Origin of the sequence: Priestia abyssalis, assembly GCF_002019595.1 — a bacterium.
Classification (GTDB): domain Bacteria; phylum Bacillota; class Bacilli; order Bacillales; family Bacillaceae_H; genus Bacillus_BA; species Bacillus_BA abyssalis.
In genome coordinates this window covers 3,062,526-3,074,870 of the sequence record NZ_KV917369.1, presented here as the reverse complement: position 1 = coordinate 3,074,870, position 12,345 = coordinate 3,062,526, and the positions used below count along the sequence as shown (strand labels likewise).

Annotated in this window: 16 protein-coding genes; 10 read left to right on the top strand and 6 right to left on the bottom strand. The window is 41.4% G+C overall.

Annotation, left to right across the window (positions count from 1 at the left end; translation table 11 throughout):
* The first annotated feature begins 112 nt into the window (after positions 1-112).
* Positions 113-592 carry a hypothetical protein gene (locus BK575_RS14765; RefSeq protein ID WP_078411073.1) on the top strand — a complete coding sequence of 160 codons (480 nt, stop codon included), beginning with the start codon at positions 113-115 and terminating at the stop codon, positions 590-592.
* A gap of 206 nt (positions 593-798) precedes the next feature.
* Here the strand turns inward: BK575_RS14765 and BK575_RS14760 are convergent, their stop codons facing one another.
* The 4 genes from BK575_RS14760 to BK575_RS14750 all read right to left on the bottom strand — a co-directional run bounded on the left by BK575_RS14760 (position 799) and on the right by BK575_RS14750 (position 3,552).
* Complete coding sequence (locus BK575_RS14760; protein WP_078411071.1) at positions 799-1,287, bottom strand: GyrI-like domain-containing protein; 489 nt, start codon at positions 1,285-1,287, stop codon at positions 799-801.
* A 250-nt stretch (positions 1,288-1,537) separates the two neighbouring features.
* Positions 1,538-1,693 carry a hypothetical protein gene (locus BK575_RS28660; RefSeq protein WP_169907822.1) on the bottom strand — a complete coding sequence of 52 codons (156 nt, stop codon included), beginning with the start codon at positions 1,691-1,693 and terminating at the stop codon, positions 1,538-1,540.
* Positions 1,694-1,714: 21 nt separating this feature from the next.
* Positions 1,715-2,857: an MFS transporter gene (locus tag BK575_RS14755; protein ID WP_078411069.1), complete on the bottom strand. Its 1,143-nt coding sequence runs from the start codon at positions 2,855-2,857 to the stop codon at positions 1,715-1,717.
* Positions 2,858-3,009: 152 nt separating this feature from the next.
* Positions 3,010-3,552: a GNAT family N-acetyltransferase gene (locus tag BK575_RS14750; RefSeq protein ID WP_078411067.1), complete on the bottom strand. Its 543-nt coding sequence runs from the start codon at positions 3,550-3,552 to the stop codon at positions 3,010-3,012.
* A gap of 490 nt (positions 3,553-4,042) precedes the next feature.
* Between BK575_RS14750 and BK575_RS28100 the strand changes: the two genes are divergently transcribed.
* Complete coding sequence (locus BK575_RS28100; protein WP_235867391.1) at positions 4,043-4,156, top strand: TetR family transcriptional regulator; 114 nt, start codon at positions 4,043-4,045, stop codon at positions 4,154-4,156.
* A gap of 214 nt (positions 4,157-4,370) precedes the next feature.
* On the opposite strand, the gene BK575_RS14745 is transcribed toward BK575_RS28100, so the two are convergent.
* Positions 4,371-4,763: a hypothetical protein gene (locus BK575_RS14745; RefSeq protein WP_078411065.1), complete on the bottom strand. Its 393-nt coding sequence runs from the start codon at positions 4,761-4,763 to the stop codon at positions 4,371-4,373.
* A 306-nt stretch (positions 4,764-5,069) separates the two neighbouring features.
* On the opposite strand from BK575_RS14745, the gene BK575_RS14740 reads away from it, so the two are divergent.
* The 8 genes from BK575_RS14740 to BK575_RS14705 all read left to right on the top strand — a co-directional run bounded on the left by BK575_RS14740 (position 5,070) and on the right by BK575_RS14705 (position 11,275).
* Positions 5,070-5,549 carry a DsrE/DsrF/DrsH-like family protein gene (locus BK575_RS14740; RefSeq protein WP_078411063.1) on the top strand — a complete coding sequence of 160 codons (480 nt, stop codon included), beginning with the start codon at positions 5,070-5,072 and terminating at the stop codon, positions 5,547-5,549.
* 201 nt (positions 5,550-5,750) lie between these two features.
* Entirely contained in the window at positions 5,751-6,050 is a 300-nt protein-coding gene (locus tag BK575_RS14735; protein ID WP_078411061.1) for a rhodanese-like domain-containing protein, read from the top strand.
* 10 nt (positions 6,051-6,060) lie between these two features.
* Positions 6,061-6,624 carry a sulfurtransferase TusA family protein gene (locus BK575_RS14730; protein ID WP_078411059.1) on the top strand — a complete coding sequence of 188 codons (564 nt, stop codon included), beginning with the start codon at positions 6,061-6,063 and terminating at the stop codon, positions 6,622-6,624.
* A gap of 28 nt (positions 6,625-6,652) precedes the next feature.
* Positions 6,653-7,786 (top strand): MBL fold metallo-hydrolase, encoded by a 1,134-nt coding sequence (locus BK575_RS14725; protein WP_078411057.1) that lies wholly within the window; start codon positions 6,653-6,655, stop codon positions 7,784-7,786.
* 61 nt (positions 7,787-7,847) lie between these two features.
* The gene (locus BK575_RS14720; RefSeq protein ID WP_028397793.1) at positions 7,848-8,075 is read left to right on the top strand and encodes a sulfurtransferase TusA family protein; all 228 of its coding nucleotides are present in this window, start codon (positions 7,848-7,850) and stop codon (positions 8,073-8,075) included.
* A 380-nt stretch (positions 8,076-8,455) separates the two neighbouring features.
* Positions 8,456-9,235 (top strand): sulfite exporter TauE/SafE family protein, encoded by a 780-nt coding sequence (locus BK575_RS14715; protein WP_078411055.1) that lies wholly within the window; start codon positions 8,456-8,458, stop codon positions 9,233-9,235.
* Between the two features lie 171 nt (positions 9,236-9,406).
* Positions 9,407-10,171: an alpha/beta hydrolase gene (locus BK575_RS14710; RefSeq protein ID WP_078411053.1), complete on the top strand. Its 765-nt coding sequence runs from the start codon at positions 9,407-9,409 to the stop codon at positions 10,169-10,171.
* 324 nt (positions 10,172-10,495) lie between these two features.
* Positions 10,496-11,275: a sulfite exporter TauE/SafE family protein gene (locus BK575_RS14705; RefSeq protein ID WP_078411051.1), complete on the top strand. Its 780-nt coding sequence runs from the start codon at positions 10,496-10,498 to the stop codon at positions 11,273-11,275.
* Between the two features lie 146 nt (positions 11,276-11,421).
* On the opposite strand, the gene BK575_RS14700 is transcribed toward BK575_RS14705, so the two are convergent.
* Complete coding sequence (locus BK575_RS14700; RefSeq protein WP_078411049.1) at positions 11,422-12,324, bottom strand: TetR/AcrR family transcriptional regulator; 903 nt, start codon at positions 12,322-12,324, stop codon at positions 11,422-11,424.
* Positions 12,325-12,345 lie beyond the last annotated feature (21 nt).

Below are 12,345 nucleotides of genomic sequence, written 5' to 3'. Positions count from 1 at the left end.
TTTGTATTTCTTCTGTCAATGATAGATGCCTGCTGAAAGTGGGTGCTATACTTATAGTACATATAGAGACAGAGAGGAATTGAGCCTCTCTTTTCTTTTTGGGAGGGGAAAAATGGTGTACGGTTTAGCATTAGCGGAACAATACGGTGAAGAGTTATTATCGTTTGAAAATAAGTTTGCGGCCAATGTGTATTACTATGAATATCATCAAAATCAGTTGGCATCCTTTAAATCGTTATGCAGCGAACACGAATTATTTTCGTTTGATTTTACGCCGGAAAGCTTGCTGGCGATGGAAGATGTCTATTTCGAATTATGCGGGCATGAGGCGTTTGAAGAAGTCGGTACAACGCAGGAAGGGTTTGAACGGGCGATGGGCGTTTATTTTGGAGAAGTCGTTATCCGAAATGTTGAAGGGACAGAATGGATCGTCCAGGAGTATCCGATTGTCGAAGGGAAGTATACGATGGGCATTCGCAAAGGCTGGTTCACCTTGAATATTCCAAACGGATTCGTCGACCATGCGTATCAACCCCAGTATGAAGACCGCTGCGGAATTTACCGCAAATATTTATCGTTTGTCAAATCGTAACGAAGGTCGAGAGATCATGGGAATAAAAATATTCGCTTTTATCGTTTTTCTTCTTTTCATATATAGATTTATACAAAGCCAAGAACATCATGCACTAAGCGTTCTTGGCTTGTTTATTATCCACTATTTTCGCCCCAAATATAGTGTTCGGCGTTTGTCTTGCTTATTTTCATCGGTTTAGATCCTTTCGGTCACATAAGGTTGAGCTAATCATTCAACGCTCCGAGTTTAATGGGAATGTAAATACCCATTTCATATTCTTCAGAGCTTGGGTCAGCACAATGTTTAACATTGACGATTTCCAATTCAGGTCCTTTAATCAGAGAGTGGCCGGAAGCGGGGAACCATTCCTCCCAAATCTTTCCGTATGTATCGAATAGACGTGAGACTGGCCCTTTATGCTGGTAGCGCATATAAGTATAGGTGGGGAAGGTGTGAACGCTCATACCGTTTGGGATGTGCTGGCCGCTTTGAACTTCTACTCCGGCAATATAAAAATAATGAGCGCTTTTAGGAGGCAGACAAATGCCTGTAATTGTATGTTCATCCGTGATGTTTTGGATCTCTTGTTTTCGCTGCTCGAGTTGTTTCCAGAGAGAAGAAATGACGTCTTTGTCTTGCGGTTGTTGATGTGAACCATTTTTTGCGAATCCGATTACGGAAAACCCTTGTTTTACAACGATCTCACCTTGCATAGTTTCACCTCATGTAACATTCTATTACTCTTATATATAGTATAGCACGAGGATTGTCTGTATTTCACGAATTTTCGCTATATATTCAGTTCCCGTAAAGCAGAATTCCTTTTTATCTTGCAATTACTGTATAATCGAGGAGCGAAAAATGTCCAATATGCCTATAGGATACTATCTATGAATGAATTAATGGGATTAATAAATTTTCTTTTAACGGCAAAACGCTGGCATTATTGCCAGCGTTTTGCCGTTAAGAAGGATCCACTTCATCGAAAGACATCGTGACGACTTTCGTGTAATCCCCGTGTTCGATTTCTTCTTCCGTTGCGTTCGCTTCCAATTCTTCACGGTCACTCATACCTGGTGCGACTGCCGGTTTTTCTTCGCGTTTTTCGTCTTTTCGCAAAATCGTTCACCCCTTTTTCTTTTAGCTATCCCCAGATCGGCGATGGATTATGAATGCCAAAAGAATGGCTGCAGCCAAAATGGCTTGAACGACTATGACGGCAAAGCCGACCGAAAAAGCCTCTGCCATAAAAGGGGTGACTAAAAAGCCTGCGAAATAACCGAGACGCGTATTTACACTATGCATCCCAAACAACCGGCCGCGGATCGTTTTATCTGTTTGCTGCAGCAAGCTGTAATAATATGTTTGGCAGCGGCCTTCAAAAAAGCCGGCAAACAACAGGGCGCTAAATGTCCATAAAGACAGGGGAACGCTGTATGTGAACATAAGGGAAAAAGCAAACAATAATAACGTCGTCACATAAAGTCCGCTTGAAAGATGCACTCTTTTTTGCAGGAAAAAGGAACTCATCAAGCTTCCGACGGCTGCGCTTGACCAAAGGAATCCGTTATATAAGCCGGGACTTTCCGTATCTCCGGCCAATAAAGGAAGGCCGTATTGATAGGCGGAAGCGGCTAATGGATAAAGAAGCGATGCTGGCACCAGCAGCATGAGCAGGGAATTTGTTTTCAAAACGTTTCGCCAGTTCCACGTTGTCTGGATGCTGCTTACCTTATCCGTTTCGCTGCCTGTTTTTTCCCATGTCATCCTCATTAACACGACGGCAGAAATCATGTACGTACAGATGTCAAATGAGATGAGCACTTTATAAGAGGAAAGTTGAAGGATCATTCCGCCTAACGCAAAGCCCGTAATGCTAATGATGGAAGAAAAACGCACAAGCAGCGCATTGACTGAGAGGATGCCTTCCTCACTCATCATGTCCGGCAAAGCGGCACGAAAACTGACGTCAAATACGGTATAGGTGATGCCCAACGAAAAAGCCGAAGCCACAATCGCATAAGGATGGGATGTCACAAGCAATATCGCTAAAGACAAAGCACTCAGCCATTCCGCGATGATCATTAAATGTCGCCGTGAGTAACGATCCGCCCAAACACCGGCAAGGGGTCCCGCCATCATTCCGGCCAGCTGCCTCGCCATAAAGTACACTGTTAAATAGAAAGCGGCATCGGGTATGGATACAAGTAAACTCGTGACCGCAATAAATTGCATCCGTGAACTGAAATCGGATAAGGCTTTTATATATAAATACATTCTCATTTCTAAACCTCCTAATATGGACGGCGGTTTAGAACGTACGCCCCTTTAGTAAGGGCGTACACTGATGATTTCATTCATCATATTTATTCCTCCTCAAGAGATAGAGAATAATGTGGTTGATCAGATGTAATACGAAAAAGGGACGCATTTTCTCATTGCCGTTCCTTCTTTTCATTATAGAAGAGAAAGTGGTTTTTAGAAATACTGTACATCCTCAGTGTTTTTTCCCATTTGCTCACATTTTTTTCAAACGTCATGCCGATTTTTTCTGCGACCCGTATGGAAGGGAGGTTCGATTGATCAATGAGAGAAACGATTCGGTTGAACGATAAGTCATGCAGTCCATATCGGAGGCAGGCACTGGCCGCTTCTGTTGCCAAACCTTTGTTCCAATACTTTTGCGCGAGCAAATAGCCAATTTCAATTTCCACTTTTCCGTCTATTTTTTTCGGGACGAGTCCGCACTGCCCAATAAATTCCCGTTCTTCCTTCAGTTCGAGAATCCATAGTCCAATTCCATAAGACCGATAATTTTTTAGTGTCCATTCAATCCACTCCAGCGTGTCTCGCCGATTTTTCTTAGAAGGGTAGTATGCCATAACTTTTTCATCTTGAAAAAGAGACAATAAACAATCCATATCATCATGCTTCATATGGCGGAAATAAAGCCGTTCCGTTTGAAAAAGACTGTTCATCCATCACACTTCCTTCCATTTTCTTCTTTCTATTATAGACAGAAGTATTGCGTATAAAAATGTTTTTTTCTAGAGGATGTTTTCATCCCGCTTTCGTATGGCCGAAAAAATTTTTCGCCGTGTGCGAAAATTGAAAGAAGGAATTTCCAATGGCTTTATTGAAATCTTTACAAAAGAAATCTTAAAGATGATTCCTCTTAAACATCGATTCAGCCTCAAAATCAATTACCCACAAAAAAGATTTCATTCCCCAAAAAACTTGTAACTTTTTCATAGTTTCAACGTCTATTTATATGGGAAGTTGATAACTAGCAGATAAAAAATACTCATTCCATATATACATAGAAAGATTTAAAAGGTGAGGTGATACAGTTGGCAGTGAGGAGAGAGTTTATTGAAGAGTTAAAGCGTAATGGAGTAAAGGCAGAAATATGCCCTCCAAGGATTTCCTTCTCATTTTATCACATACATGATAGAGTAGACGGTACAAATGAATGCATTAAAGGAAGGGAACGGAGTGAGTCGAAAGAATACCATCATTGAATCGGCGATGAAGCTATTTGCCCATAAAGGATATCATGGTACATCGATGCATTGCTATTAATGATTCAAACTCAACAAACCCATGAAATGGCTAAAGACATAAATAAATTAAAAATGCTCATTGATCATTATTTATCTCAATAATCTGCTTTTGATACATTGTGGGGTATATTGTATGGCAGAAGATTAAACATACATATAAATACTATTTAGGCTTTCAAGCTGCACATGGCAGCAAAACCAATGAAAAAGATGAAGGATAGGGAGGAACCTCCCTATCCTTCATTTTTTTCATTGGAAACTTTTTCGCTCTCATCTTCTTGATGAGGGTTGCCGTGAATTTTATGGAGAAGCGTTTCTTTCAATCGTAAAATGTTTTGGATGTACTGCACGTGTGATAATTCGCCGCTGTTTAAGGCAGAACGCATGGCTTCCACTTCTTTATCAAGGAGGTAACGAAGCAATTCTTGTTCAGAAACACCTTTACTCTCCGCGATTTCCGCCATGCTTTTTCCTTCTTGCCATAGAGAATCATACTCTTGCTGCGTCATTTCCAAGAAGACATATAAATGCTCATGATCATAATCGATTGTGCTTTCCGTTTCACCGGCTGCAGGAAAAGCTTGAATGAAAAAGAGGGACATGAACAGAACCATTACTTTTTTCATTGCGTGCCTTCGCTTCCTTTCTTCTATAATGGATGCAGATGTATGACATTTCTCCATTCAAATAAGAGGAGTCTAAAAAGAGAATTTCCTACTTTCACTTTTGGATTTGCCCCGAGTATTGAAATGAGGGCTTCTTTGTTTTTTATTATTTGGCAGTCTTTCTCAATCCATACCGCAGAGGAATATTTTTTGAAAGAAATATGTTGACATACCTATCGGGGTATATTAATATACATATAGGGGTTACGGTAAAGGGTTTTAACGAAGATTTTAATACCCCATATAGTATAACAATGAGGTGAAACGATGGAAAAGAAATCAACGAACATCATCCTTTTCAGCGGTGATTATGATAAAGCAATGGCAGCGTTCATTATCGCAAACGGAGCGGCTGCATATGACCACGACGTAACGATTTTCTTTACGTTCTGGGGATTGAACTCATTAAAAAAAGAAACGGTAAATACACCGGTATCTAAAAGCTTCATTGAAAAGATGTTTGGCTGGATGATGCCAAAAGGCGCCGATAAGTTGCCTTTATCCAATATGAACATGATGGGCATGGGGCCGCAAATGATTAAGAGCGTTATGAAAAAGCATAATGCCATTCCTTTGCCGCAATTGATTGAAATGGCGCAAGAACAAGGTGTAAAGCTTGTTGCATGCACGATGACAATGGATTTATTGGGAATCAAAAAAAAAGAATTGCTGGATGGTGTCGAGCTTGGCGGTGTCGCTGCTTACCTCGGTGAGGCGGCTGACGGAAACGTCAACTTATTCATCTAAGCCATAGAGGCTGTCCCATAAGGTCGAAAAAATGATGATTTTCTTTTTACGCAAAATGGGCCATTTTGCGGAGGTTAACTCGAAAGGGCTGGTTTGCGTCCTTTCGAGTCAACCTCAAAGGAATTTTTTTTAGTTTGAATTATACCTGTATGGGTATTTGTGTAAATGAAGTGACACAAACTATCATCGGGAGGTTTCATTATGTTTCCTGAAATTTTGCCAAATGAAATAGAAAAAGCATTAAAAGAAGACAAACAATTGCCAATCATCGATGTACGCGAGGCAGAAGAGGTTGCTGCAGGGAAAATTCCCGGTGCAAAACATATTCCGCTTGGCCAAGTGCTGACGCGTACGAACGAATTGGATCCGAATACGGAATACATCGTCGTATGCCGGAGCGGTAACCGAAGCAGCCTTGCCTGTGAGTGGTTGGCAGGCAAAGGATTCAAGGTGAAAAACATGGCGGGCGGAATGTCTAATTGGACTGGAGATATCGAATAAGGGGGATGAAATGATGAATATAACAGCAGATAAAGTATTGGATGCAAAAGGGCTTGCGTGCCCAATGCCGATCGTTCGCACGAAAAAAGCGATGGCAGAAATAGCAGATGGTCAGGTGTTGGAAGTGCAAGCAACTGACAAGGGATCAACAGCCGATCTACAAGCATGGGCGAACAGTACAGGTCACGAGTACTTAGGAACAAAAGAAGAAGGAGATGTACTGCATCATTTCCTTCGCAAAAGCGGAACGAATGCATCCGCTGAACCGACGGTCATTCCTGAAATCTCACTGGATGAACTTAAGACAAAAGTAGAGAGTAATGAACCGATCCATATTTTGGATGTTCGTGAATTGGATGAGTATGAAGCAGGCCACATTCCGGGTGTTGTTCATATCCCGCTTGGCGAAGTGGAAAAACGTGCGGGTGAACTAAATAAAGAAGATGAAATTTATGTCATTTGCCATTCAGGGCGCCGAAGTGAAATGGCCGCTCAAACGATGAAAAGACAAGGCTTCAAAAAATTAATCAATGTCGTACCTGGCATGCGTGACTGGACAGGTCAAACCGAATAATTTGAAGGAGAAACAGGGGGGAATAAGCATGACACTTCGAGCACTTACAGCGAGTGAATTGACGAAAAAAGTAATCAGCAAAGAAAAGTTTTTCATTTTAGATGTCCGTAATAAGGGCGATTTTGATGACTGGAAAGTAGAAGGAGAAGGTGTTGAGATTATCAATGTTCCTTACTTCGATTTATTGGACGGAGTCGAAACTATTTTGGACCAGCTTCCAAAGGACAAAGAAATCGTCGTCATTTGTGCAAAAGAAGGTTCATCGATCATGGTAGCTGAAATGTTGATCGAACAAGGCATTCAAAATATTTCTTATCTTCAAGGCGGGATGAGGGCGTGGAGTGAGCATTTGGAACCGGTCAAACTAGGCGACTTAAAAGACGGCGGAGAAGTGTATCAGTTCGTTCGCATCGGAAAAGGCTGCTTATCTTACTATGTTGAATCAAACGGAGAAGCGGCAGTCATTGATACGGTAAGAACGACAGAAGTATTCGAAAATTTTGCGAAAGAACGCAATGCGAAAATCATCGCGACGATCGATACACATTTACATGCGGATCATATTTCAGGCGGCCGCAAGCTCGCTGAAAAATCAGGCGCAAACTATTTCTTACCTGAAAAAGATGCGGGCGAAGTGACTTTCGACTATCACAAGCTGGAAGAAGGTCAGGATATTAAAGTCGGTACAACGAACATTGCGATTCAGCCGTTATATTCTCCAGGTCATACGATTGGAAGCACGTCTTTAATCATTGATGATCAATATTTAATTACAGGCGATATTTTGTTCATCGAATCGATTGGACGTCCGGATTTGGCCGGAAAAGCGGAAGACTGGGTAAGTGACCTTCGCAATACCCTGTACAATCGTTATAAAGAATTATCAAATGAGTTAATCGTCCTGCCGGCTCACTTTGGCTTCATCTCCGAGCTTGGCGATAACGGGGAAGTAGCCGCAAAACTTGGGGACTTATTCGCGAAAAATCCAGGCTTGAACATCGAGGATGAAAACGAGTTCCGCAAAACGGTGACAGAAAACCTGCCGCCGCAGCCAAACAGCTATCAAGAAATTCGCCAAACGAACATGGGGAAAATCACTCCATCAGAAGACGAACAGCGCGAAATGGAAATCGGACCAAACCGCTGTGCCGTACATGGCTAAGAAAAGCGCGTTGCCAAGAACTAATATAAAAATAAACATAAATTAACGGAGGAATGTAAACATGGAATCAACAAAAGTATTAGATGCAAAAGGATTAGCTTGCCCAATGCCGATCGTTCGTACAAAAAAAGCGATCGATGAAATTAACAGCGGTGAAATTCTAGAAATTCATGCAACAGATAAAGGCTCTAAAAATGACTTAACTGCATGGGCGAGTTCAACAGGCCATGAATTAGTAAAAGATACAGAAGAAGACGGCGTATACAAATTCTGGATCAAAAAAGCTTGAATAGAAGAATGACTGAAAGGGATGAAGAGCATCCCTTTCAGTCATTCTTCCGAAAGGATCTGGCATGAAATTCGTTAAAAGCATGGGATTCAGTGACGGATCCTTTCCGTAAAAAATGTATTATTTATGCTATGTTCTTGTTATGACACGAGAAACTTTTGACAGAGACACATGTTTTTTTATAAGGCTCTTTTCTAAAAGATTGTTGTTTTTAGATAGGTTTCTTAAAAGATAAGCGTTTAAGGTTGATTGGAGCGGAAATCAACCACTCCCCACTACTTGTTAAATAGCCACAAAGTTTGCGAAAACAACCTTTTATAAAAAGCTAAAAATTTTTCATCAAAAAAAGTTGATGTAAATGAAATGAATGAGGTGACAGTATGGATCTTGGGTTTACCATTACTATTTTTCTTATTGGATTTATTGGTTCTTTTATTTCGGGAATGGTGGGAATCGGGGGCTCTATTATCAAGTATCCGATGCTGCTTTATCTTCCGCCAATGTTAGGGTTTGCCGCTTTTAGCGCCCATGAAGTATCCGGAATTTCCGCCGTTCAGGTATTTTTTGCAACGATTGCGGGTGTGTGGGCTTATCGAAAAGGCGGTTACTTAAATAAAACACTCATCGTCTATATGGGAGCCAGTATTTTAGTCGGAAGCTTTATCGGCGGCTATGGCTCCAAACTGTTAAGTGAAGAAGCGATCAATATCGTCTATGCTGTTCTAGCGACGATGGCAGCGTTGATGATGTTCATACGAAAGAAAAATTTGGATGACATTCCGCTTGATCATGTGAAGTTCAATAAATGGGTTGCGGCATTATCGGCTTTTTTCGTCGGTATTAGCGCAGGGGTTGTCGGGGCAGCGGGTGCGTTTATTTTAGTGCCGATCATGCTTGTCGTCTTAAAGATTCCGACACGCATGACGATTGCAACTTCACTCGCGATTACATTCATTTCTTCCATCGGTGCCACCATCGGTAAAATAACGACGGGCCAAGTCGACTATTTACCGGCGGCCGTCATGATCATCGCAAGTATGATCGCTTCTCCGTTGGGAGCAAATATCGGGAAAAAAGTAAACACGAAAGTGCTTCAGCTTTTATTGGCGGGCCTCATTGTGGCCACTTCTATTAAAATCTGGCTTGATATTCTATCTTAAACTGAAAACGGACAATTCATGGAAGCTCTTGCGAGTGTTCATGAATCGTCCGTTTTTCGTAGGATAAACAAAATTTGTTAAGAAATGAGAAAATTAACCTTTCTTTTTATTTTAATTCATAGTATATTTATAGGAATAATAAAGATAAGAGATGACAGAGGAGATGGAAGAATGAAAAAATACACAGTGATTCCTGGAGCCGAGCCTTTTTATTGGGAAGGAAACGAAATAGGGGTATTAATTTCCCACGGTTTTATGGGCACGCCGCAAAGTATGCAGTTTTTAGGTGAAGCATTGGCGGAGTTCGGTTACACTGTTTTCGCCCCGAGATTGAAAGGGCATGGCACACATGAGGAAGACTTAGAAAATTGCCATCATGAAGAATGGTTTGACAGCCTCGAAGAAGGATATGAATGGTTGAAGCTGCGCTGCACGGAGATTTTCGTTGTCGGCCAGTCCATGGGAGGGACGCTGACATTAAAGCTCGCCCATAAATATCCGGATATTAAAGGCATCATGTTGATTAACACCGCTTTAAGCGTTCCCGGGTTTAACTATTTAGAGGATAAAACAGAACCGCGATTTGTGGATGAACCCGCTCCTGATATTAAAGAGAAGGGTATCCATGAAATTACGTATGACAAGGCTCCGTTAACAGCCATCCATCAATTACAGGCACTGATGAAGTTCACGCCTACATTGCTGCCATCGATTACGGTCCCTGTTTTATGCTTTAAATCGATCGAAGATCATGTTGTTCCGGCTGAGAATTCAGATTATCTCCTCGAGCATATCGGTTCGGCCAAAAAAGAGATGGTATCCTTATTCAATTCATACCATGTTGCATCCATGGATTATGACAAAGAGTTGATTGCAAAGCGATGCGGACAATTTATCGAACAACAGATTCCTAAAGCCGTCACCTCGTCCTTTTAATGAAAAGGACGGTGGCGGCTTTTTTTATTAAAATGTATTGTACAAGTTCCTTTGTAAAAGATATGTAAAACGGGTAGGCGTATTTAGGTATATAAGATATGATAGTAGAGAAAATAAGGCAAAGTTAGCCATCTAAATAACATTTATCTTTAGTGATTTTCTTGTGTTTTCATCTTGAGTTAGCTTACAAAGGTTCTTATATGAGCGGCTGGCAAGGGCCCGTAGGGAAATTGGCAGCTGCTTATGCGTAAATCCTACAGCACGAGTGATTTTGACTCATGCTGCAGGATTTACGTGGAGTTAAAAATAGAAAGAAGTGACAGCATGACACTATCTTTTCTTCTGACAGTGTTTGTACTTGGATTTATGAGTTCTTTTTTATCAGGAATGCTTGGAATCGGCGGATCGATCGTTTTGTATCCGCTCCTTTTATTTGTGCCGCCAGCGTTAGGGTTTACAGGATTTGAAGCACATGATGTGGCGGGAATTGGGGCCATTCAAGCGTTGGCTGCTTCAAGTGCGGGAATGCTCGCATACCGGGGCGCCGGCTTTCTACATAAACCGCTTATCGTTTATATGGGTTCGAGTGTACTCATAGGCGGGCTGATTGGCAGCTCAATCTCGACCGTTTTCACAGAATGGACCATTAATGTTATTTATGCCTTTTTGGCCACTGCGGCCACGATCCTCCTTTTTTTGCCGAAAAAGGGAAAAGAGGACATTCCATTGGAGGATATTTGGTTTCCTGTTTTTAAAACGTCGGCTTTGGCCTTTTTAGTAGGAGTCAGTGCCGGTATAGTAGGGGCGGGAGGAGCCTTTTTGCTGGTGCCGATTATGTTGATTGTACTGCGAATTCCAACTAGGGTCACCATCGCGACTTCCCTGGCGGTTACGCTTTTATCATCAATCGGTACGACTATCGGGAAAATGGCAACAAATCAAGTATTATGGGCACCTGCCCTATGTATCGTACTGGCGAGCATGATAGCATCGCCGCTTGGTGCGGCCATTGGCAAAAAAACGGACACGAAATCGCTGCAAATGGTTTTGGCCATGCTCATTATGGGGACATCCATCAAAATTTGGTTTGATATTTTTCATTAAGAAAGGGTTTATCCTGCATTAACGGGCAGTAGGACTAGGTTTCCTTTATAATAATTTAGAAGGGCTCCAGGAACATGATGATCCTGGAGCCCTTCTATTAACAAGCGATGATGGCATCGGCTCAAGAATCTTACCTAACCACTCAGTCATTTGTTGAAATGTGTTTTTGCTATTTTGGAACATTCATCCAAATACTTATCCGCTTCAGGTATGTCCAAGTGCCGTAAAAAGAATAGGAGACTTTCCACGACGACGAGCTTGGAGTTTTCCGCATTTTCCTTTATTTCCTCTTTTAATGCGTTAATGGAAGAACAGGCTTTTTCTTTCTTATCGGAATCGAGTTCTGCTTCCTGAGACAGGGTTTCAATTTGCTCCAAAATATGTAGTAAGTGCGTGGAAGCTTGCTTTTTCTGATGGTCGTGTATATGAATATAATTATCCATTATCGTGCTGTCCAGCAAGGGTTCCTGATTGTCTTTCAATCCTTCTACAATATCTTCTAAACGGGCGATGATATAGTGAGCGAGCCGTTTTAAATCGATCGGTTTATCTTCCACGATCATATAAAACATGTATTCTCTTACCATGCCTGATAAAATCGTAGCCAAATCAAAGATGGATTTCTCCGTTTTAGGGCCATATAGTTGGCGGATTCGCTGACAATACCAGTTGAGCATTTCGGCCCGGGCTTTAAACATATAGTTGCGAATTTCATCGTTTACTTGAATGATTTGTTGGCGCATTTGCATATGAATGAAATCTTTTTGCGATAAAAACTGTTGAAATTGAATGTAAAGCTGTTCCGCAAACATATCACGATCCGATAATGTCTCATTCTGTTCGATTTCAGATACTTTATTGAACAGCCGTTCATGATAATGCTTGAAAATCGACATGAATAAATCTTCTTTGGATGAAAAATAATTGTAAATGGATCCTTTCGCAATCCCGCTGTTTTCGGCAATTTCTTGTATGGAAGTGGAATGATACCCTTTTTGTGAGAAGAGTTTCATTGCCGTTTCAATAATTCGTGTTTGTTTGTTGCTCATTCGTTGTCACGTCCTCATGAA